Consider the following 22080-nt stretch of genomic DNA (forward strand, 5'->3'; position numbering starts at 1 on the left):
CAAGCCTGACCGAGGGCCGCGTTCCCGCACCGTGCCTGCCCATGCCGCGCCGCGCATCATGCTGCCGGGGATCATCGAGCCCTATCGCCTTCCCTCCCCGCCCTCGCCCGGCGATCCCGTCAGCGCGGTGCGCCTCAACCAGCGCCTCGCCGCCCTTGCCGCCGCGCTCGACGATCTGCCGGGGCAGGCCCGCCGCTTTGCCCGCTGGAAGGCGCGCCGCGATGCGCGGCTCACCCGCCGCGTCTCGCCGCTGAGGCCCGGCCAACCGCCGGGCGGGCGTCTCTCCCGCTTCGACGCCCCTGAAGGGAAAAGGCCTTTCCGAAAAATCCGCGAGGTGGACGAGATTCTGGCGCACGCCCATGCGCTGGCGCTCGCCGCGCTCGAAAGCCCCGACACCTCATGACGGGTACGATCCGCCCCTTACGAAACCGTTTTACAGGCGCCGCTGCGGACACCCCGGCGCTGGCGCTGGGCCGCGATCATCCCCCTCTTGAACTTTCAGACACTTCGCCGCGGCCTCAGCCTTTCCGCCGCAGGTCCAGGATCCTGCGTGCCGCCGCCTCCAGGGTGCCGAGGTCACTGCCGTCATCGGGAACCGCGCCCATGCGCTCATGCACGGCGGCGATCGCGCGGCCGAGATCACCCGCAAGGCCAAGCTGATCGAGCGTGGCCGCGCTCTCGCGCATTTCGGCCGCCCGCCGCGCTCCATGCTTCAGCATGCGTTCCATGTTGTAGAGGGCAAGCTGAGATATGTTGAGGCCGGGATAGGACCGCGACAGCGAGGAAATCACGCGGTCGAGGCATCCCGAGGCCGCGGCCGCAAGCACCGCTTCGACGGAGATCGCCTCAAGCCCCTTGACGAACAGGCTGCGCACCATCTTGACGGCCGTCGCCGCGCCCGCCTCTTCGCCCACGACATCGAAATCGAATTCGAGGGCGCGCAGCCTCTCGCGATGCGCCTCGCTCAGCGCTCCGGCCACGAGCACCGGCGTGCGGTGCCCACGCGGATGGACGGGCGCCATCACGGCCATGTCCACATAGAGCGCGCCGTTTCGGTTGAGCAGCTTGGCCGTCTCGCGCTTCCGCTCCGGCGACACGGAATTGATGTCGAAGAAGAGCTGGCCGGGCTTCACATGAGGCGACACGGCTTCCGCCGCCGCAAGGCTCTGGTCCGCCGTCACCGCGCTGATGATCCAGTCGGCCTGAGCGGCCGCCTCCCTCGGTGCCGCGCAAAGACGGACGGACCGCTCGCGCATCGCCTGGGCGCAGGCGCCGTCCCTACCCTCCCGGTCGAGCAATATGTCGTAGGCGGAAAATTCCAGAGCGCCATCATGCGCGCGCAGGGTGTCGCAAAAGGCGCGTGCGGCTTCACCAAACCCGATGAAGGCGATGTGCATGACCGGTCCTCACGCGAAAACGAGCCCGTCGAAAAGCTTGCGCGCGGTGCGCAGGATCGCCGCGCGCTCGACCGTGCCGTCGGCGCCCACCGTGGCGATGACGGTCATCTCGCCGGTCGGATGCTCTATGGAGAGCGTCCGCTGCCGGCCGCTTCCCGCCACGGCAAGCTCGGCCGCCGGGCCGCGACCCAGCAGGCAGGCCGTGGCAACGCTCACCGCCCCCAGAACGCCGATCGAGGAATGGCAGCGGTGCGGAATGAAGGTGCGGGTGGAGATCGCCCCGCCATGCCTTGGCGGCGAAACCATGGTCATCTTGGGCACGGACTTCTCTGCCACGTCCCCGAGATTCATCATGGGGCCGGCCTTGAGGCGGATGGCCTCCAGCCGCTCGCGCAGGGCGGCGTTCGCCTCCAGTTCCGCGGGCGTCTCCTCGCCGGAAATGCCGAGATCGGCCGCGCGCATGACGATGCAGGGCATGCCGTTGTCGATCAGCGTCGCCTCGACGCCTTCGATGATGTCCACCACGTTTCCGGTCGGCAGCAGCGCGCCGCAGGACGAGCCTGCCGTATCCTCGAACGCGATGGGAACGGGCGAGGCCGTGCCCGGCACGCCGTCGATCCGCGCGTCACCTTCATAGGTAACTCTGCCGCCGGGTGTCTTCACCGTCGCGACGGCCACCTGTCCGGTATTTTCCATGAAGATGCGCACTTCGGTCTCGCCGTCCCGCGCCTCGACCAGTCCGCGCTCGATGGCGAAGGGCGCCACGCCCGCAAGGATGTTGCCGCAGTTCTGCTGATCGGTCACGATCGGCCGGTCCACGAAGACCTGCAGGAAGAGATAGTCGACATCCGTTCCCGGGCGTTCGGAGCGTCGCACCACGGCCACCTTCGAGGTGAGCGGGTCGGCCCCGCCCATGCCGTCGATCTGGCGCGGGTCGGGCGAACCCATGACGCGCAGCAGGAAGGCGTCGCGCGCCGCCGTGTCCGCTGGAAGATCCTCGGCAAGGAAGTAACCGCCCTTGGACGTGCCGCCGCGCATCCACATGCAGCGCACGCCACGCGCCGTCTCAGACATATTTCAGGCCCTTCGCCTTCAGCTTGTCGCGCATGCCGTAGATATCGAGGCCAAGCTCGCCCGCCATCAGGCGCTTGCGCGTCTCGGCTTCCTTGGCCTCGCGGGCGCGCGCCTTCTCCAGGGCCTCGGCCGCCCTTTCCCGGGGCACGACGCACACGCCATCGTCATCCGCAACGATCACATCGCCAGGATTTACATGAGCGCCAGCGCAGACGATCGGCACATTGACCGAGCCCAGCGTCTCCTTGACGGTCCCCTGGGCGGAAACGCACTTCGACCAGACGGGAAAGCCGATCTCGGTCAGGTCGCGCACATCCCGCACGCCCGCCTCGATGACGAGGCCGCGCACCCCCCGCGCCATCAGCGAGCGGGCGAGCAGTTCGCCGAAATAGCCGTCCTCGCACGGGCTGGTGGGCGCCACAACGAGAATGTCCCCCTCCCGGCACTGTTCCACCGCCACATGGATCATCCAGTTGTCGCCCGGGGGGATGGAGACGGTAACGGCGGGGCCCGCGATCCGCGCGCCGGCATAGATTGGCCGCATGTAGGGCCGCATCAGCCCGGTGCGCCCCTGTGCTTCGTGCACCGTCGCCACGCCGCATTCGCCAAGCCCGTCAACCAGCGCGCGTTCCGGCCGCTCGATATTCTGAACGACGATACCCATCACAGCTCATCCACGGTTCTCGGGAAGACCGACTGGAAGGCCTCGGCATATTTCGCCTCGCGCCCGCCCGCCTGGCCGCCGGAATTGCGCCGGAACTGGTTGGCGCGGTTTTCCGCGACATTGGTGTAATACTTCCACAGATGCTGCTGGCCTTCCATGCACTCGATGGCCGCCTTCTTCTTCTCCCACACCGGCGTGATGTCCAGGATCGTGTCCGGTTTCCAGCCGCACTGCTCTGTCTGATGCGGCTCGAAGAGGTAAAGCTGCGGCGCGCCAAGCACCTTTTCTCCGGGATTGTGCCCCCAGGCCTGCGCCACCATCCGGCATTCGAGAGCCATTTTCGTGGCATAGGGATGGTCGGTGTTGTAGGGGTCGTCGAAGGAGTGGGAGAGCATGAAGGCGGGCTGGACCTTGCGGATCACGTCCACCAGACGGAACTTCGCCTCCCGGTCCATCTCCAGCGGATAGTCGCCCAGATCGAAGAACTCGATGTTGTGGACGTCGAGCGCCTTCGCCGCGCCCTCCGCCTCCTTGCGCCGTGCGGTCTTCACCTTTTCGAGCGTGGCGCCTTCCTCCTTCCACAGCTTGGCGCTCTCGCCGCGCTCGCCATAGGAGAGACAGACGACCGTGACGTCGTAGCCCTTTTCCGCATGCAGCGCGATTGCGCCGCCGCAGCGCCAGACGAAATCGGCCGAATGCGCGCTGATGACCAAAGCGGTCTTGTTCGACATGGATTATTTCTCCACTTGCTCTACCGGCGGTGTGCCATGGGTATGGAAACTCTCGATGGTCTTCAGGCCCCAGGCCTGGCCCTTCTTGCGCTCCGCCTCCGTCCAGACCACCGGCTTCCAGTCGGGGTCCAGGATCAGTCGGGCGCCGGCGTTGGCTATCTCGACCCGGTTGCCGGCCGGCTCGTAGACATAGAGGAAGAAGGTGCCCTGAATGGCATGCTTGTGCGGCCCGGTCTCGATGAAGACCCCGTTCTCCAGAAAGATGTCGGCGGCGCGCAGGATGTCGTCGCGGTGGTCGGCGGCGTAGGTGATATGGTGAAAGCGGCCGCGGGCGCCGGAGTGGTCCTCCGTGCAGGCCATGTCGTAGCCCTTGTTGTTGACCGTGAACCAGCAGCCGGCGATGCGACCGTTGTCGAGCTGGATCAGTTCGGTCACGCGGCTGCCCAGAGCCTCGACCATGAAGTCCCGCATCTTGGAAACGTCGGAGGCCAGGAGGTTGAAATGGTCGAGGCGCCGCGGCGCAGCCCCGCGGCCGTGGTAGCGCTGGGCGATGTTTTTCAGCGCCGGCTTCTCGCCCTCGGGCGCGACATATTTGTTGGTCTCCCAATAGAGTTCGAAGACGTGGCCGTCCGGGCTGTGGAAGCGATAGCTGGGCCCGTGGCCCCTGTCGCCATCCGTCCAGCCGATGCCGAGCCCCATCGCCTCAATGACCTTCACCCGGCGGTGAAGGGCAGCCTCCGAGGAGGTGCGGTAGCCGCAATGGCCCATGCCCGTGGTCTTCGAGGCCGTCAGCTTCAGCGTGTGGAACTCGTAGTCGTCCCAGGCGCGAAGATAGACGCTGTCCCCTTCCCGCCCGCTCTCCGTCAGGCCATAGACATTGACGAAAAAGTCGAGGCTTTCCTCGGGTTTGTTGGTTAAAACCTCCACATGGCCGAGATGGGCCACATCGAAGCAGGGCTCTTCCATATTCATCCCCTTGTCCCCGTCGCTCTTTCCGCCTCCGCGGCCTGTTCGGGCCAATACAGACGGGCCGGATTGTCGACCAGCAAGCGCCTCAGATGTTCCTCATCCGGCACGATTTCTTCAAGCAGATCAACCAGCGCGCCGTCATCGGGCATGTCCTTCTTGATGTTGGGATGCGGCCAGTCGGTGCCCCAGAGGACCCGATCCGGGAAAAGCTCGACCAGGCGGCGCGCGAACGGCACGGCATCGGCATAGGGCGGCCCCGCGCGCGTGATGCGTTCGCAGCCGCTTACCTTGATCCAGAAGCGCTCGTCCTCCATGAGATCGACAAGCATGCGGAACGCCGGCTGGTCGAGGCCCTTGCTGGCATCGACCCGTCCCATATGATCGATGACGAGCTTCAGGGGCAAGGATTTCAGCACCGGCGCCAGCATCTCCAGCCTGTCGGAGTCGAAATAGATCACCGCGTGCCATCCAAGCGGCACGATCTTCTCGATCACCCGGCGCACCACGGCAAGATCGGCATCCTTGCCGAGATGGGAGACGAAGTTAAAGCGCACACCGCGCACTCCGCCCTCATGCAGCCTTGCGAGCTCATCGTCGGTAACATCGCCCCTCACCATGGCAATGCCGCGATAGCGCCCATCCGAAGCGGCGATGGCATCGAGCATGGCGCTGTTGTCGGTGCCGTGACAGCTTGCCTGCACCAGCACCGCCCTTTCGATACCGAGCAGGCGGTGAAGCGCGAACAGCGTCTCCTTGGTCGCATCAACCGGCGTGTAGGTGCGCTCCGGCGCGAAGGGAAATCTGTCGGCCGGCCCGAAGACGTGGCAGTGCGCATCGCAGGCACCGGGCGGCAGTGCGATCTTCGGCTTGCTGGGCGAGGGATGATACGGAAGGTTCTGGCCGGTCATTACGATGCCTTGCTGTTGACGCTGAGTGTCTGAAGCGTTGAGGTGGAAGCGCGATAGATCACGAATGCGAGCCCCGCGATGCCGGCCAGCCGCATGAAGAGCGTGACCGGATCGGTGGCCGTGACGGCGGTCGGCCACAGCACCATCAGCGAGGTGACGGTCATCACCAGGCGTTCGCCCGCTCCCAGCGGCCGCACCAGCCAGCCGGCGAATGCGATCGTAAGGCCGACAATGCCGATCGTGGCGAGCAGCGCTGAAAGCGTGATCTCGAAGCTCGAACCGATCATCAGCAGGCCCGGCATGGTCGCAAACAGGAACGGCACCAGCAGCTTCACGAAGCCGAGCCGGACCGCCTCGAAGGCCGTCTTGTTGGCATCACCGCCGGAGATGCTGGCGGCGGCATAGGCCGCGAGCGCCACGGGCGGCGTGATCGCGGAGACCAGCCCGTAATAGAAGATGAACATATGCGCCACGATGGCCGGCACGCCGAGCCGGGTCAGAGCCGGCGCAACCAGAACGGCAAGCAGCAGGTAGGCGGCCGAGGTGGGCAGCCCCATGCCGAGCACGAAGGACACCAGCGCCGTCAGAATCAGGATGGTCCAGATGCTGTCGCCACCGAGATCGACAATGAGGCCGGACAGCATGAGGCCAAGTCCGGTGAGATTGAGAACCCCGATCACCGCGCCCGCGGCAGCGACCGCAGCCACGATGGGTATGGATGAAATCAGCGTGTCGCGGCAGACCTGCGCCAGGCCGATCGGGCCGACGCGCGTTTCGGCGCGCCAGGGCGAGATGATGAGCGCCATCACCAGGCACATCACCGCCGCCCGCGTCGGCGTGTAGCCAGCGATGAGGAAGCCCACCAGCGCAAACAGGGGCAGGAGAAGATAGCCGCGTCTGAGCAGCGTCTCGCGCAGAAGCGCAAGGCCGCCCTCCATGTCGCGCTCGAGTCCGAGACGGCCGGCCTCGAGCCGCACGGCGACGAGGAGCGCGATGCAGTAGAGCGCGGCCGGAAGGATCGCAGCGAAGGCGATATGCGAATAGGGAACGCCGATGATCTCCGCCATCAGGAAGGCGGCGGCACCCATCACCGGCGGCAGGATCTGGCCCGCCGACGACGCAGCCGCCTCGATGGCGCCGGCAAGCGTGGCCGAGTAGCCGACGCGCTTCATCAAGGGAATGGTGAAGGTGCCGGTGGTCACCACATTGGCGACGGCGCTGCCATTAATGGTGCCGAGCATGGTGCTCGACAAGGCGGCAGACAGGCCCGGCCCGCCCTGCATGCGGCCGGTCAGGCCGCGCGCGATATCGACGAACACCTCGCCCGTGCCGACCTTCATCAGCAGTGTGCCGAGCAGTGCGAAAAGGAAGATGTATTCGACCGCAACGCCCATCGGCAGGCCGTAGACGCCTTCCGTCGAAAGCATCAGCATCGAGGCAAGGCGCCTTATGCCATAACCCCCATGGCCGTACTGCCCGGGAATGAGATAGCCGAACCAGGCATATGCCAGCGCCACCGCCACCAGCACCACCAGCGCCCAGCCCACGGCCATGCGCACGAGCACGAGCAGTGCCGCCATCAGACCGACGAAGATCCATAGATCAGGCGGGGTCGCCATCGCGCCCCGCATGATGATGTCGAAGTAGGTCGACCAGAGATGGAAGCCCGGCACCAGCGCGACAGCTGCAAGCGCGTAGCACAGGTACCGGACCCAACTGTTACGGGCCTTCAGGCCGACAAACAGCAGCCCTGCCGACGAAACGAGGGAGAAGAATATGGAACGCAGGATCAGAGCCGTGATCAGGCCGAAATACGCGCCGTAGACCACCAAGGCGGTAACCGCCACCGCAAGGATGGTGAAGGCCAGCGAGACTATCGCCGTCTCGCGTTCGCTCCGAGGCGCCTGATGGTCCAATCTCACCTCGTCGATGAAGGAGAGCATGCTGTTTCCCCTGTGGGATCCTATTGTGCGCTGTCGAAGTAGCTCTTAGCGCCCGGATGCAGATCGATCGGCGTCCGGGTGGCCGTCTCAAGCGAAATGGCCTTGGCCTGGGGATGGATTTCCCCCAGTTCGTCCAAATGCTCGAAGAGCGTCCTAGTGATCGCCTCGATCAGTCCGGGATCCGCGTCTTCCTTCACGAACAGGGTCGCGGGGTCGTTAACAACGATTACCGCTTCCGTCTGGTCGGGATAGGTTCCAGCCGGAATCTCGTATGGCTGATAGAAGGGGTAATCCTCGAACAGTCCGCCGACCTTCTCCTCATCGAGCGAGAGCAGGACCATGTCGCGCTGCGCGTCGAGATCGATCAAGGCCGCCGTCGGCGCGCCCGCCAGTACCACTGTGGCGTCCACCGTGCCGTTCATCAGCGCGTTGGTGCCCTCGGTGTAGGACAGGAACTGGGCGTTGCCGGGATCGAAAACGCCGTAGGCCTCGAGCAGGCGCTGCGCGAGCACAGCCGAGTTGCTTCCGGGAGGTCCGAGATTGACCCGCTTGCCCGCCAGGTCCTCGAAGCCCTTGATGCCCGTATCGGCAATGGTGGCGAACTGCAGCACCGCTGGATAGAGATAGGCCATCGCCGCAACCGCCTGCGGATCGCCATCGAAGGGTCCCTCCCCGTTCTTCGCTTCATAGAGCGTCGAGGAAGAGGAGAAGCCGAAGGTCATCTGGCCGGCGGCAACGCGGCGGATGTTTTCGACCGAAGCGCCCGTCACCTCGGCGCGCGCCGTGGCGTCTTCCATGTACTTGTTGATGATGTCGGCCATGCCGGCGCCGATCACGTAGAAAAGGCCGCCGGTGCCGCCGGTGCCGATCGAGATGCGCTCCTCGGCGCTTGCCGGCATGGCAAGCAGCGCGGTTGCCACCGCGAGCATCTTAAGATTCCGCCCTAACTTCATGGTCCAAACCTCCCGGTTCATTGCTGTTCAGTTTGCGCCAGTTGCGGCGCTGAGCACGCCTCGGGCCTGGCGAGCGCCCGTAGACTTGCAAAGGCCGAGGCAACGATCTGCCTGATCGCCTCCTCCTGGTCGCTGCCGTCCACCGCCCCGTCCGACAGGCGGTCGATGCGCTGCGGATTGATGAGGGTATAGTAGAGCGCGCCGAGCAGGAACTGACTGCGCCAGACGATGTCGTTGCGGTTGGCGCCCGGCAGGCATTCGGCAATCGCATCGATGAAGGCGCGCGTGGTCTTGTCGAACGACCTGGCGATGATTTCGCGCGCCTGCGGGTTGCCTTCAGCCGACAGAATGGCGCGCATGCGCGTGAAGCGCGCGCCGCCCCCGGCAAGATCGTCCGAGGAGGAAAAGGCCGGCAGGAGATAGGCCCGCAAAATGGCCGTCAGGCGCTCGTCGGGATCCTCGATCCGCTTCGCCTCGCCGATGAGCTCCAGCCGGCGCGCGTTCATCGGGCGCGTGTGGCGCGTGTAGATCGCTTCCAGAATGCCGCTCTTGTCGTGGAAATGGTAGGTGACGCTGCCGACATTCACCTTCGCCTCGCGCGCGATCTCGCGCAGCGACACCGCACCGAAGCCGCGCTGCGAAAAGAGGTTTTCGGCAGCTTCAAGGATTGCGGATCTGGGGTCGGCTGCAGCCGGCGCTTTCGGCATCGGTGACATTTCATCCTGACGGGAGGACTCGTTAGCGCCGTCATTCTCACTTGTCCATATCTCTTGTACAAATGTACAAGAGAATTACCCACATGATAAATCCGGATAGCCGGCGAGCAGTCGAGCTCCGTCAGCTAAAGCGAGGGAGGCAAAAAGGCGGGGTGCTCAGACCGGATGCGCCGGCGCAGCAGCCATGATTTCCCGAAAGTTGGCGACCACAGCCGCGGCAAAGGCGGGGTCGTTGATGTTGGCGTCGACCTCTATAAGGCGGCGGTTTTCCGCCTCCACCCAGCCCCGGCGAATGGCATCGAACAGCGCCCGGTCGGCTTCCGGGTCGTGGAAGGGCTGCCCGGGCATGTCGATGGCCGATACACCGTCGAGCGGCAGAAGGAAACGGACCGGCCCTTCCATTCGGTTGAGCCGCTCGACGATGAAGGCGCCGATGGCGGCATTTTCCTCCGCCGTCGTGCGCATCAGCGTCACCTGCGCGTTGTGCATGTGGAGGTTTCGCGTCCTGAATCGTTCCGGCACGGTCTCGCGCGCCCCAAAATTCACCATATCGACAGCGCCCACGGAGCCGATATAAGGAACTTTCGTGCGGATGATGCTGCCGAAGCGGTCTTCCGTGGCTGGAAGAACGCCGCCGACGAGAAGATCGGCCACTTCGGTAGTGGTGAGATCGAGGACGCCCCTGAAGAAGCCTGAATCCGTAAGCTTTTCCATAGACTGCCCGCCAGTGCCAGTGGCGTGGAAAACAACGACGTCGTAATCGGGTTCGAGCGCGGTGCGCACCTGCGTTACGCAGGGGGTCGTAACGCCGAACATTGTCACGCCCAGCGCGGGCCGGCTTTCCTGCGAGGTGGAAACGGCGTTGAGCACCATGCCCGCGGCGGCGTGGGCCGCGTTCGCAATGACCTGGCGCGAAATCGCATTCAGGCCGGCGATGTCCACGACCGAATACATCATGGCGATGTCGCTCGGGCCGACATAGGGCGCCGTGTTGCCGGAAGCGACGGTGGACAGCATGAGCTTGGGCACGCCCACCGGCAGCCGGCGCATCGCTTCCGTCACAAGAGCGGTGTTTCCGCTGCCGCCAAGCCCCAGGACGCCGCCAACGTCATCGCGGGAAAGCAGGAAGTTGCCGAGAGCCTCCGCCATGGCCGAGACCGCCCTGCCCCTGTCCTTCAGGGAAAGCACGGCATCGGCCCCGCCGGGATGATGAGCGGCGACGGCGCTTGCCGGAATATCCGCATCCGTGGTGGATTGCTGCGTGCCGACATCAACAAGACAAACCTCGACACCGGCGGCTGCCGCCATCGCTTTCGCGTAGCGCAGCTCCTCGCCCTTGGTGTCCATCGTGCCGACGACATAGAGCTTCTTCATCGGCCTCCTCCCTCCCTTGCTGTGCGCCCGATGAAACGGACGAAGGATAACTGCAGGAGGGCGAGGAGCAAAGAAAAAGGCGCGACGGCTGGAGAGCCGCGCACGCCTTGCTGGTAGACCGCCAATCCGGTTGCAAGATTAGCGATGGTTATCGTGCAGGCCGGATACCGCCATTCCTGCGGTGCCCGGCCGCGCACGAAAGTCCATTCTGCGAATGGCTTGCCCCTGGAGATTGGCGGGGCGGAGACGAGAGCCGCCTGACCGTTCTCAGGCGGCAGCTCAATGGGAAGTCCGTCCTAGTCCAGGTTCGGGTAGACGAACACCTTGCCCCTCAGCTGAGCCGGAGCTTCGGCCGAGGCAGAGGCAGTCGCCTGGATGTTGTCATCCTGCGACAGCTCGACCGGGAGCTGATCCTGGTCCACGCTCGGATGGACGAACACCTTGCCGGAAAGGCGAGCCGGAGCCGGAGCAGACACAGTGGCCGTGGTAATGGGGTCCACCTGCCGGCGCAGCTCGGGCGGCAGATCGTCCTTGGCGAGCGCCGGACCGGCTAGAAGGACAAGACCGAGGGTTGCAAAAACTGTCTTACGGTACATGGTCATCTCCTTGGGAAGGATATTGGTCTCTCTGAGGGGGCCGCTTATGGGCCCCTCAGCGCCCGCTTTACGTGGGAATGGGTGCGTGATAAAAAAACAGCGATAATTTTGATCTTGTTGTTCAGGAAATCTGAAATGACGATCGCTCCAGGATTGAGCCTGGACCAGCTCCGGGTCCTTCTAACGGTAGCGGATACTGGCAGCTTCGCCGCAGCGGGACGGCGGTTGAACCGGGCCACCTCCGCAATCAGCTATGCCATCGATGCGCTTGAAAACCAGCTTGGGCTTCCCCTCTTCGAAAGAGGCGGCACGCGCAAACCCAAACTGACGCCTGCCGGCCAGGCCGTGGTGGCCGAGGCACGCTCCGTCATGCACGGCGCGGAGATGCTGCGGGCGCGGGTCAAGGCGCTTCATGACGGCTTCGAGTCAGAAATCTCGCTGGCCGTCGATCAGATGTTCCCGCACGAGCGTCTCGTCTCGCTTCTCGCGGCTCTTCATGCGCAGTGCCCGAACGTACCGGTGCGGCTTCAGACCACCATAAAGGGCGGCGTGGAACAGGCCGTGCGCAGCGGCGAAGCGAATATCGGCGTGGGCGGTTCGATGCACACCGGTGGTGACGGGCTCACCGCGATCCAAATCTCAGGCGTTCCGGTCATTCCCGTCGCGGCACCCAGCCATCCGCTGGTGACGGCCGGTCGGGTCAGGCCCGGCGCCGCACGCGAGCATCTGCAGCTTCTTCTGGCCCACAGCGAAGAGGCCATCCCCACTACCAAGCGCCCCTGTTTCGTGGTCGCGGCATCCGTGTGGCGGGTGGGCGATCTGGCGACCCTGCGAGCGCTGCTGCTTGCCGGCGTGGGCTGGAGCGGCATGCCCGAGCCCATGGTGCGCGAGGATATTCAGCACGGCCGCCTGAGGATACTCGACCTACCGGATTTTCGCGGCGCCGAATATCCGCTCCATGTGACCTATCGGACCGATGATCCGCCCGGCCCGGGCGGGCGATGGCTGATCGACCGATTGCTGGAGCAGGAGGCCTGGTCGGCGGACACGGCCGTACGCGCGGCCTGAATCGGCTGAGCGGGATGCGCCGCCTGGCGCCTCCCGCCGGCATGTATCCGGAAGAAGTCGCTACGGCTCATAAGCCGATGAGGACGCCACCCGCGGCCGAGACGGCCACCACCAGCCAGGGCGGACATTTCCACACCATCAGAAACACGAAACAGGCAAGCGCGAGCACAAACGCTCGCGGACTGGTGATCGCGCTTACCCAAACGGGCTGGTAGAGGGCTGCGCCCAGAATTCCTACGACGGCAGCATTGGTGCCGCGTATCGCCGCCTGCGCCGCCGGCCAGGTTCTGAACCGATCCCAGAAGGGAATGACGCCCACGAGCAGCAGGAGGCCCGGGAGGAATATGGCCACGAGCGCGAGGGCCGCCCACGCGAGACCTTCCAAGCCGGGCTCCATGACCGCCCCGAGATAGGCGGCAAATGTGAAGAGCGGTCCCGGCACTGCCTGGGCTGCGCCGTAGCCCGCAAGGAAGCTGTCGGCCGGCACCCATCCTGTGTGGACGATCTCCGCTTCAAGAAGCGGCAGAACCACGTGGCCTCCGCCGAACACAAGCGCCCCGGCCCGGTAGAAGGCGTCGAAAACGGCCAACGCCTGCGTACCGGTTGCCGCCGCCAGAACCGGCGATCCAAACAGGACGAGGAAAAACAGAAAAAGCGCCATAAGGCCCGCAACGGGTGAGACAGGAAAGGCAAGATGCCCGGAGACGGCTTCCCCTTGCGCCCTGCACAGCCAAAGCCCTGCAAGCCCGCCCATCAGGATCGCGAGTATCTGGCCAAGAGAACCCGATACGAAGACGGCGAGGAGAACGGCGCCTAGCGCAATGCTTGCGCGTTCTCTGTCGGGGCAAAGGCTCTTCGCCATGCTCCACACGGCCTGGGCGACGATGGCGACGGCGACGATCTTGAGACCGTGGAGAATGCCGGAGCCGGCGGGTCCCGCGAGACCGCTGGCGCCATATGCGAAAAGCATGAGCAGGATCGCGGATGGCAAGGTGAACGCCGTCCACGCCGCCGCCGCGCCAGCTGCACCGGCCCGGAAGAGGCCGAGCGCGAAGCCGACCTGGCTCGAAGCGGGGCCAGGCAGGAACTGGGCGAGCGCGACGAGATCGGCAAATTCCTTCTCGCCGAGCCACCGGCGTCGGGTGACGAACTCATCGTGAAAATAGCCCAGATGCGCAATCGGGCCGCCGAAAGAGCTCGCACCCAGCTTCAGGAAAGCGGTGAAGACTTCGGTCGCGCTGCCTGCGGGCTTGCCGCACCGGCCGTTGCCCGCCTCCATGTCGTTCATGCGCCCGTGCCTGCTGTTGTGCCTCGTTCGCCCGCCGATACGGCGCACGCGAATTCAAATCAATCGGCGAACCCACATTTTGTCCGGCAGCCGGGGCCGCTGAGTACACGAGCGGGCCGTATATGCTTCCCGCAGACGAACACAATAATGTGTGCAGAAATGAGTTTCCGGGAACGCACGCTGCATTACCATGCGGCCAGTTCAGCCTGCATCGCATGAGGATTAATCGATGCCGATCACCCATGCAGCCTCCATTCGCCCCTCGGAGATCACGCCGCGCGAGGTTTATCTCAACCGCAGGCAACTGATGCTTTCGGCGCTTGCCGCAGGCATCGCGCCGGCCCTGCCGCGCCCGGCACAGGCTGCGCGACTCAAGACGGTTCCCAGCGAGTTCTCGACCGAGGAGGAACCGACTGCGCTCGATTACATCACGAGCTACAACAATTTCTACGAGTTCGGCGTCGGCAAGGAGGACCCGGCAAGAAACGCCGGCAGGCTCACCACCCGGCCGTGGACGGTGGAGGTGGGCGGGCTCGTCTCGCGCCCGGTCACGTTCGATGTCGACGAACTTATGACGTCCATGACGCTGGAGGACCGCATCTACCGGATGCGCTGCGTCGAAGGCTGGTCGATGGTCATCCCCTGGGTGGGCTTTCCACTTTCGAAGCTGCTGAACCGGGTCGAGCCGCTCGGCAGCGCCAAGTTCGTCGCCTTCGAGACCCTGCTGAGGCCGGAGGAGATGCCGCAGCAGGATGCCTTCTTCCCCGTCCTCGAATGGCCCTATGTGGAGGGCCTTAGGCTTGACGAGGCCATGCATCCGCTCACCATACTCGCCGTCGGGCTTTACGGCGAAACGCTACCCAACCAGAACGGCGCGCCCATCCGCCTCGTGGTGCCCTGGAAATACGGCTTCAAGAGCATCAAGTCGGTAGTCAAGATCACGCTCACGGAAGAGCAGCCGCCGACCTCTTGGAACCTGCAGAATCCGCGCGAATACGGCTTCTATTCGAACGTCAATCCGGAGGTCGACCATCCGCGCTGGAGCCAGGCGACGGAGCTGCCGATCGGCCAAGGCCTGTTTGCGAGCCGCAAGCCGACCTTGATGTTCAACGGCTATGCCGACCAGGTGGCGCACCTCTATTCCGGCATGGACCTTCGCAAGTATTATTGATGTCCTTCACCGCACCCGCCCGGACGAGGCCGAAAACATCCACTGGCGCCCCGTGGCGTCCGCCGCGCGGGCTTGTCTATCTCGTGGGCGTCATCCCGGCTGCCTGGATCCTCTTTCTGGGTTTTACCAACCAGCTGGGCGCAAACCCGATCCGCACCCTCGAGCAGGAACTCGGCATCTGGACCCTGCGGTTCCTCATCGCCACGCTGACGGTCACGCCGCTGCGCGACCTCTTCGGCATCAACCTGCTGCGCTACCGGCGCGCGCTCGGGCTTCTGACCTTCTACTACGCGCTCATGCACCTTTCGGCCTATTTGCTTCTGGACTACCGCCTCGATTTCGCAGCCATCGGCGCCGACATCGTCAAGCGGCCCTACATCACCTTCGGCATGCTGGCCTTCGCGATCCTCATCCCGCTGGCGCTCACCTCCACGGACCGGGCGATCCGTCGCCTCGGGAAGGCATGGAGCAGGCTTCACCGCTGGGTGTATCTGGCCGCAGCGGCAGCGGCCCTGCATTTCGTTCTCGTCGTGAAGTCCTGGCCGCTGGAGCCGCTGATCTACGCCGCGATTATCGCCGGGCTTCTCGGCTACCGGTTTCTGAAGAAGCTGCGCAGACGGCGACCGCGGGCGGCTTCCGCCTGAGAATCCCGGGTCCACTCAGTCGCACTGCGCCAATGGAGAGCCTGCACCTTCCGGCCGCCAAATCCCGTTTGAGCGATGGATTTATCCGTGACAGGATGATGCGGCATGTGGAGGACTGCAATGATCGTCGACACCCATCTTCATGTCATCGACCAGTCGGTGCTGGCCTATCCTTGGCTTTCCGGGACACCTGCACTCAACCGGAACTTTTCCTACGAGACCTATGCGCGGGAGGCGAAGCGCGTGGGGATAGAGGCCACGCTGCACATGGAGGTGGATGTCGCCGCCAGCGACATGGAGGCGGAGACTGAGAATGTGGCCCGGCTCGTCGATCAGCCCGGAAGCCTGATCGTGGGTGCGATCGCCGCCTGCCGCCCCGAAGACGAGACCTTTCCCGCCTATCTGGAGCGCCACAGGGACAATCCGCTCATCCGCGGTTTTCGCCGGGTTCTGCACGTGATGCCGGATGACCTGTCGGAGCGGCCGCTTTTCCGGGAGAACATCAGACGCCTTTCCGGCACGGGCCTGACCTTCGATCTGTGCGTGCTGCCGCGGCAGCTTCCGCAGACCATCGCGCTGGTGGACCTTGCGCCCGACGTGCAGTTCATACTTGACCATTGCGGCGTGCCCGACATCAAGTCGGAAGAGATGCACCCCTGGCGCGAGTTGATGAGCGAGATTGCCAGAAGGCCGAACGTTGCGGGCAAGATATCCGGCGTGATCGCCTATGCCGATCCGGAGACGTGGACCGTCGAGACGCTGCGGCCGTGGGTGGAACACACGATCGAAGTCTTCGACTGGGACCGCGTGGTCTGGGGCAGTGATTGGCCGGTCTGCACGCAGGGAGGCAGCCTGTCCACATGGGTTGCCGCCACCCACGCGCTCATTGCCGGAGCCAGCGAGGAAGAGCGCCGGAAGCTCCTGTCGCAAAACGCGCGACGAATCTGGCGGCTGTAGGCGTGTCCCCTTCTTGAGGCAGTGCTACCCTGGCACGACGGCTCTCTGTCACTGTGCCGCCCCCTGCCAAAAGCAGGGACCGGCACGTGAAGCCTTTATCAGAGTGAAGCGGTTTAACCTTGCAGCTTAATCCGGCACGTGGCGCACGGCGCCCTGCGCGGCACTCGTCGCCATGGCGGCATACGCCCTGAGCGCGGCCGTCACGCGACGCTTGCGGGGCGCTGCGGGCTTCCAGCCCAGCGCATCCTGCTCCGCGCGGCGGCGGGCAAGTTCGGCATCGTCCACCGCGAGCCGGATCGAGCGGTTGGGTATGTCGATCTCGATGATGTCGCCTTCGCGCACCAACCCGATCGTGCCGCCTTCGGCCGCCTCAGGAGACACATGGCCGATGGAAAGCCCGGACGAGCCGCCGGAGAAGCGCCCGTCGGTCACCAGCGCGCAGACCTTGCCCAGCCCCTTCGACTTCAAATAGCTCGTGGGATAGAGCATTTCCTGCATGCCGGGCCCGCCGCGCGGCCCCTCATAGCGGATGAGGACCACATCGCCCGGCTTCACCTCGTTGCCCAGGATGCCCTTCACGGCCGCATCCTGGCTCTCGAAGACGCGCGCGGGACCTGAGAATTTCAGGATCGACTCGTCCACGCCGGCCGTCTTCACTATACAGCCGTCTTCCGCGAGGTTGCCCTTGAGCACTGCCAGGCCGCCATCCCTGGAGAAGGGATGCTCGATATCGCGGATCGCGCCGTTCTCGCGGTCGAGATCGAGTTCCTTCCAGCGCCGGTCCTGACTGAAAGCTTCTTGCGTCGGCACGCCGCCGGGAGCGGCGCGGAAGAATTCGTGCACCTTCTCGCCCGTGGTGCGGCGGACGTCCCAGCGTTCGATCGCCTCGCCCAGGGTTGCGGTGTGCACCGTGGGCACATCGCGATGGAGGAGCCCTCCCCGGTCGAGCTCGCCGAGAATGGCGAAGATGCCGCCTGCGCGGTGCACATCCTCCATGTGCACGTCTGCCTTTGCCGGCGCCACCTTGCAGAGGACGGGAACGCGCCGCGACAGGCGGTCGATGTCGTCCATGGTGAAGTCCACCTCGGCCTCGTGCGCCGCAGCCAGAATGTGCAGAACCGTGTTGGTGGAGCCGCCCATGGCGATGTCGAGCGTCATGGCATTTTCGAACGCCTTCTTCGTGGCAATCGAGCGCGGCAGAACGCTTTCGTCGTCCTGCTCGTAGTAGCGCTGGGCGAGATCCACGATGAGATGACCGGCCTCCACGAAAAGCCGCTTGCGGTCCGCATGCGTGGCAAGGGTCGAGCCATTGCCGGGCAGCGAAAGGCCAAGCGCCTCGGTCAGGCAGTTCATGGAGTTGGCGGTGAACATGCCGGAGCACGAACCGCAGGTGGGACAGGCGGAGCGTTCGATCACCTGCACGTCTTCATCGGAGACGTTGTCATCGGCGGCCGCTACCATGGCATCGACAAGATCAAGCGCATGGGTCTTGCCCGAAAGCACCACCTTTCCGGCTTCCATAGGCCCGCCGGAGACGAAGACGGTGGGGATGTTGAGCCGCATCGCCGCCATCAGCATGCCGGGCGTGATCTTGTCGCAGTTGGAGATGCAGACCATCGCGTCGGCGCAATGGGCGTTCACCATATATTCGACGGAATCGGCGATCAGCTCCCGCGAGGGAAGAGAATAGAGCATCCCATCGTGGCCCATGGCGATACCATCGTCCACCGCGATGGTGTTGAACTCCTTGGCCACGCCGCCCGCCGCCTCGATTTCGCGCGCGACAAGCTGGCCGAGATCCTTGAGATGCACGTGACCCGGCACGAACTGAGTGAAGGAATTTACCACGGCGATAATCGGCTTGCCGAAGTCGGAATCCTTCATGCCGGTGGCGCGCCATAGGCCGCGCGCACCGGCCATGTTTCTGCCGTGGGTGGTCGTGCGGGAACGATAGGGTGGCATCGTAGACGGAAATCCTTATCTCGATTGCGGCGAGCTCCTGCCAGTCGCAGGTCTCATACGACCTTCGCTAGCACAATGCGGGTGCGAACGCCAATCCTGCGCGCGACCGCTAACGGCATGCTCTGAGCCCGTATTTCAGTCGCCCGACAGAATACGCAGCATCGCTTCCAGCGCCGCTTCGCGCTGCGGGTCCTTCCCGGCCGAATAGGGCAGCATATAGGGGACCGGAACATCCGGATGAAGACCGCGACCTTCCAGGCGGGTGTTCTCTTCAAGTACCGCGTCGGAAACCGCCAAGATCATGATGCTGTCATCCGGCAGGAGAAAGGCACGGCCGGCAAGCAGCGCGCCTGCCGTGCGGGCGCCGATCAGCGGAATGCCGTTCGCTCTCAGCGAGTAGGCAAAAACCTCCAGCCCGCTTCTGGACCCCTCGTCGATAATAGCGACAACCGGCCGATCCCAGCGCACATTCGCGAGAATTTCCTCGCCATCGCGCTGAATCAGGCGAAAGGGCACAGTGTCTCCGACAAAGAGCTCGGCTGCATCTGCCTGCCCGCCGCCCCAGCGGCCGCGCAGGTCAACCACGACGCCCGAGGCGTCCTTCAGGGGGCCGACGGCAAGCGCCCGGGCAACGATGTCCATCCCTTCGCGGGTCGAGAGCGTCCACAGACGGACATAGCCGATGCGATGGCCGCGATATTCAATCGCTTCCACGCTCTTGTCGATAGCTTGGGAAAAGGTTTGTAAGGGACGCAGGCGCTCGACCTCGACTGAGCGTGTCAGCGGCTCGGCGCCCTCCTGGCGCCGCAGGCGAAGCTCGACCTTCTTTCCTGCCTTGCTGCGGAAGGATTCTATCTCGTGATAGGGCGCGCCGTCCACCGAAAGGATTTCATCGCCAACCTGAACCCCGGCACGATCCGCCGGCGCGCCATCATAGACGTCGCTGACAAACAGCTTGCCGTCCACCTCTTCGGCCACCATGCCGATACCCTCATAGCTCGCCTCGCCGTCCGGCGGGAAAAGGCGGCGCATGTCATGGCGGAGGGCATAGCGGAAAATATCGGCGAGCTCGTAATAGGCGATGGTGTCAGGCTTGTAGCGGCCCGTGTGCGAAGCGTTGAGGCTGGCGAGGACGGTGTCGATGGCGGCATCGAGCCGAGCGTCAGAGCTATCCGCCGTCAGCGGTTCTTCCGCATCGTCGACCTCCTCTCGCACCGCTTCGCTGAAGCGCTCCAACGCCGAGGCATCGTAAAAATGCTCCATCACGAGTTCGACGGCGCGGTCGAATACGGGATGGCCGGATTTCGGCGGTTCCTCCGCGCCAGCGGCGCCCGCAACGAAAAAGAGCACCCAGAACAGGGCAAGGCTCATGGCTTTCATGGCGTATCTCCTCCGGCAGATCGGTAGTATCCTGAAACTAGGGCTGCGGTGAGACCGCCCAACGCAACATTGCGTGATGGGTCCGCTATTTGCGACACACAGCACCATGCGCTTGCGCCGCATGCGCTGCGGGCCTACATCGGACACGCACTTTCTTCCGCATCGCTTCCTGCCCGACCGAGGTTTCCATGGCCGCACGCACGTCCGTCGATATCGCCTCCCATCCGCTGACCGCCTGGAACGGGCCGCTTGGCCTGCCGGATTTCGCCCGCATCAGGGACGAGGACTTCGCGCCAGCGTTCGACGCCGCTCTGGCCGTGCACGAGGCGGAGATCGAGGCGATCGCCAGCAGCGAGGAGCCGCCGACGGTGGAGAACACGCTTGTTGCGCTGGAGCTTTCGGGCGAGGCGCTGTCGCGCGTTTCCGCCGTCTTCTGGTGCCGCGCGGGGGCGCATACGAACGAGACGATCCAGAAGCTGGAGCGCGAAATCTCGCCCAGCATGGCGCGGCACTATTCGCGCATCTTCATGAACGAGCGCCTGTTCCGGCGTATCGACGCGCTCTACGGCGCGCGGGCAGAGCTCCACCTCGACAAGGAGGCCTCGCGGGTTCTCGAAAAGACATGGAAGCGCTTCGTGCGCGGCGGCGCAAAGCTTACCGAGCAGGGCAAAAAGCGGCTTGCGGAGATCAATGAAGAGCTTGCGGAGCTCGGCGCTCGCTTCGGCCAGAATGTGCTTGCCGACGAGAGCAAGTGGGCGCTCTTTCTCAATGAATCGGACCTCGACGGCGTTCCCGACTCGCTGAAAAGCGCGATGGCGGAAGCCGCCGAGTCGCGCGGCAAGCCGGGCCAGTATGCCGTCACGCTTTCCCGCTCCATCGCAGAGCCCTTCCTCGCCACCAGCTCACGGCGCGACCTGCGCGAGACGGTTCTGGAGGCCTTCCTGCGCCGGGGCGACAATGAAGGCGAGACGAACAACGCGGAAATCGTGCGCCGCACCCTGGCGCTGCGCGCGGAGAAAGCAAAGCTTCTCGGATACGAGAACTACGCAGCCTACAAACTCGACGACACCATGGCGAAGACGCCGGATGCCGTCATGCAGCTTCTGAAGCCCGTGTGGGACAAGGCGCGCGAAAAGGCAGCGGAGGACGAGAAGGAGCTGAGCCGGATTGCCGCCGCTGAAGGCCATAACCACCCGATCGCCGCCTGGGACTGGCGCTATTACGCAGAAAAGCTCCGGGCGGAGCGCTTTGCCTTCGACGAGGGCACGTTGAAGCCTTATCTCTCGCTCGAGAACGTGATCGCCGCCGCTTTCGACGTGGCGGGCAGGCTCTTTGGCCTGACCTTCGAAGAGAAGCCAGGCATTCCCGCCTGGCACGAGGATGTGCGCGTCTTCGTGGTGAAGAACGCGGACGGCAGCGAGCGCGGCCTCTTCCTTGCCGACTACTTCAATCGGCCGTCGAAGCGTTCCGGCGCATGGATGAGCTCCCTGCAGTCGGGCTATCGGCTTGGCGGCGGGAAGAAGCCCGTCATCTACAACGTGATGAACTTCGCCAAGCCGCCGAAAGGCAAGCCTGCTCTTCTTTCGGTGGACGATGCGCGCACGCTCTTCCATGAATTCGGCCACGCGCTGCACGGCCTTCTTTCCGAGGTGACCTGGCCCTCGATCTCAGGCACCTCGGTTGCGCGCGATTTCGTGGAGCTGCCCTCGCAGCTCTTCGAGCACTGGTTCACGGTGCCGGAGGTGCTGGCCCGGCACGCCCGCCATGTGGAGACGCGTGAGCCCATGCCGGCGGAGCTGGTGGAAAAGATGCGGGCGGCACGCAACTTCAACGCCGGATTTGCGACCGTAGAATTCACCGCGTCCGCCCTCGTTGATATGGCTTTCCATGCCCGAGCTGAGGCGCCGGAGGACCCTCTGGGCTTTGAAGAAGAGGTCTTGAACGACCTTCAGAAGCCGGCCGCCATTCCCATGCGCCACCGCACGCCGCACTTCCTGCATGTCTTCTCGGGCGACGGCTATTCAGCGGGCTATTACTCCTACATGTGGTCGGAGGTGCTGGATGCCGATGCGTTCCAGGCCTTCGAGGAGACGGGCAACCCCTTCAATCCTGAAATCGCGGAACGCCTGCGCCGGCACATCTATGCCGCGGGCGGCAGCGAGGATCCGGAGGAGCTTTACAAGGCATTCCGCGGCCGGCTGCCAAGCCCGGATGCGATGATGCAGAAGAAGGGGCTTGTGTAGCAACGGATTCAGGATACACCGTTCGCCCCGAGCGTGGCCGGC

At 64.6% G+C, this 22080-nt stretch carries 19 protein-coding genes and 1 pseudogene; 6 read left to right on the plus strand and 14 right to left on the minus strand.

Going from position 1 to position 22080, the window contains the following annotated elements:
* A pseudogene (locus NYR54_RS07420) lies at window positions 1-403 on the plus strand (hypothetical protein); the annotation flags it as partial.
* A 115-nt stretch (window positions 404-518) separates the two neighbouring features.
* On the opposite strand, the gene NYR54_RS07425 reads toward NYR54_RS07420, so the two are convergent.
* The 11 genes from NYR54_RS07425 to NYR54_RS07475 all read right to left on the minus strand — a co-directional run bounded on the left by NYR54_RS07425 (window position 519) and on the right by NYR54_RS07475 (window position 11325).
* Window positions 519-1397 (minus strand): NAD(P)-dependent oxidoreductase, encoded by an 879-nt coding sequence (locus NYR54_RS07425; RefSeq protein WP_261514981.1) that lies wholly within the window; start codon window positions 1395-1397, stop codon window positions 519-521.
* 9 nt (window positions 1398-1406) lie between these two features.
* Window positions 1407-2471, minus strand: a complete 1065-nt coding sequence (locus tag NYR54_RS07430) for a 4-oxalomesaconate tautomerase (protein ID WP_261514982.1) — start codon at window positions 2469-2471, stop codon at window positions 1407-1409.
* Window positions 2464-3135: a 4-carboxy-4-hydroxy-2-oxoadipate aldolase/oxaloacetate decarboxylase gene (locus NYR54_RS07435; protein ID WP_261514983.1), complete on the minus strand. Its 672-nt coding sequence runs from the start codon at window positions 3133-3135 to the stop codon at window positions 2464-2466. The genes NYR54_RS07430 and NYR54_RS07435 overlap by 8 nt, the downstream gene beginning before the upstream one ends.
* The gene (locus NYR54_RS07440) at window positions 3135-3866 is read right to left on the minus strand and encodes a PIG-L deacetylase family protein (RefSeq protein WP_261514984.1); all 732 of its coding nucleotides are present in this window, start codon (window positions 3864-3866) and stop codon (window positions 3135-3137) included. Before NYR54_RS07440 ends, NYR54_RS07435 begins: the two co-directional genes overlap by 1 nt.
* A gap of 3 nt (window positions 3867-3869) precedes the next feature.
* Entirely contained in the window at window positions 3870-4832 is a 963-nt protein-coding gene (locus tag NYR54_RS07445) for a catechol 2,3-dioxygenase (RefSeq protein ID WP_261514985.1), read from the minus strand.
* A 2-nt stretch (window positions 4833-4834) separates the two neighbouring features.
* A complete protein-coding gene (locus tag NYR54_RS07450; protein WP_261514986.1) occupies window positions 4835-5743 on the minus strand; it encodes an amidohydrolase family protein in 909 nt (302 codons plus the stop codon).
* A complete protein-coding gene (locus NYR54_RS07455; protein ID WP_261514987.1) occupies window positions 5743-7686 on the minus strand; it encodes a TRAP transporter permease in 1944 nt (647 codons plus the stop codon). The genes NYR54_RS07450 and NYR54_RS07455 overlap by 1 nt, the downstream gene beginning before the upstream one ends.
* A gap of 20 nt (window positions 7687-7706) precedes the next feature.
* Window positions 7707-8639, minus strand: a complete 933-nt coding sequence (locus NYR54_RS07460; RefSeq protein WP_261514989.1) for a TAXI family TRAP transporter solute-binding subunit — start codon at window positions 8637-8639, stop codon at window positions 7707-7709.
* Window positions 8640-8656: 17 nt separating this feature from the next.
* Window positions 8657-9346, minus strand: a complete 690-nt coding sequence (locus NYR54_RS07465; RefSeq protein WP_261514990.1) for a TetR/AcrR family transcriptional regulator — start codon at window positions 9344-9346, stop codon at window positions 8657-8659.
* Between the two features lie 165 nt (window positions 9347-9511).
* Window positions 9512-10729: a Tm-1-like ATP-binding domain-containing protein gene (locus NYR54_RS07470; protein WP_261514991.1), complete on the minus strand. Its 1218-nt coding sequence runs from the start codon at window positions 10727-10729 to the stop codon at window positions 9512-9514.
* A 296-nt stretch (window positions 10730-11025) separates the two neighbouring features.
* Complete coding sequence (locus NYR54_RS07475) at window positions 11026-11325, minus strand: hypothetical protein (protein ID WP_261514992.1); 300 nt, start codon at window positions 11323-11325, stop codon at window positions 11026-11028.
* Window positions 11326-11460: 135 nt separating this feature from the next.
* Between NYR54_RS07475 and NYR54_RS07480 the strand changes: the two genes are divergently transcribed.
* Complete coding sequence (locus tag NYR54_RS07480) at window positions 11461-12393, plus strand: LysR family transcriptional regulator (RefSeq protein WP_261514993.1); 933 nt, start codon at window positions 11461-11463, stop codon at window positions 12391-12393.
* Between the two features lie 67 nt (window positions 12394-12460).
* Here NYR54_RS07480 and chrA read toward each other — a convergent pair whose 3' ends face one another.
* Entirely contained in the window at window positions 12461-13681 is a 1221-nt protein-coding gene (gene chrA, locus NYR54_RS07485) for a chromate efflux transporter (RefSeq protein ID WP_261514994.1), read from the minus strand.
* Between the two features lie 229 nt (window positions 13682-13910).
* On the opposite strand from chrA, the gene msrP reads away from it, so the two are divergent.
* The 3 genes from msrP to NYR54_RS07500 all read left to right on the plus strand — a co-directional run bounded on the left by msrP (window position 13911) and on the right by NYR54_RS07500 (window position 16453).
* Window positions 13911-14852, plus strand: a complete 942-nt coding sequence (gene msrP / locus NYR54_RS07490; protein WP_261514995.1) for a protein-methionine-sulfoxide reductase catalytic subunit MsrP — start codon at window positions 13911-13913, stop codon at window positions 14850-14852.
* Window positions 14852-15496 (plus strand): protein-methionine-sulfoxide reductase heme-binding subunit MsrQ, encoded by a 645-nt coding sequence (gene msrQ / locus NYR54_RS07495; protein WP_261514996.1) that lies wholly within the window; start codon window positions 14852-14854, stop codon window positions 15494-15496. Before msrP ends, msrQ begins: the two co-directional genes overlap by 1 nt.
* Before the next feature lie 120 nt (window positions 15497-15616).
* The gene (locus tag NYR54_RS07500; protein ID WP_261514997.1) at window positions 15617-16453 is read left to right on the plus strand and encodes an amidohydrolase family protein; all 837 of its coding nucleotides are present in this window, start codon (window positions 15617-15619) and stop codon (window positions 16451-16453) included.
* A gap of 126 nt (window positions 16454-16579) precedes the next feature.
* Here NYR54_RS07500 and ilvD read toward each other — a convergent pair whose 3' ends face one another.
* Window positions 16580-18415: a dihydroxy-acid dehydratase gene (gene ilvD / locus NYR54_RS07505; RefSeq protein ID WP_261514998.1), complete on the minus strand. Its 1836-nt coding sequence runs from the start codon at window positions 18413-18415 to the stop codon at window positions 16580-16582.
* A 135-nt stretch (window positions 18416-18550) separates the two neighbouring features.
* On the minus strand, window positions 18551-19795 hold the full coding sequence (locus NYR54_RS07510) for a S41 family peptidase (protein ID WP_423738587.1): 1245 nt from the start codon (window positions 19793-19795) through the stop codon (window positions 18551-18553).
* 188 nt (window positions 19796-19983) lie between these two features.
* On the opposite strand from NYR54_RS07510, the gene NYR54_RS07515 reads away from it, so the two are divergent.
* On the plus strand, window positions 19984-22038 hold the full coding sequence (locus NYR54_RS07515; RefSeq protein WP_261514999.1) for a M3 family metallopeptidase: 2055 nt from the start codon (window positions 19984-19986) through the stop codon (window positions 22036-22038).
* Window positions 22039-22080 lie beyond the last annotated feature (42 nt).

This window comes from Chelativorans petroleitrophicus, from assembly GCF_025398195.1.
GTDB classification, from domain to species: Bacteria; Pseudomonadota; Alphaproteobacteria; order Rhizobiales; family Rhizobiaceae; genus Chelativorans; species Chelativorans petroleitrophicus.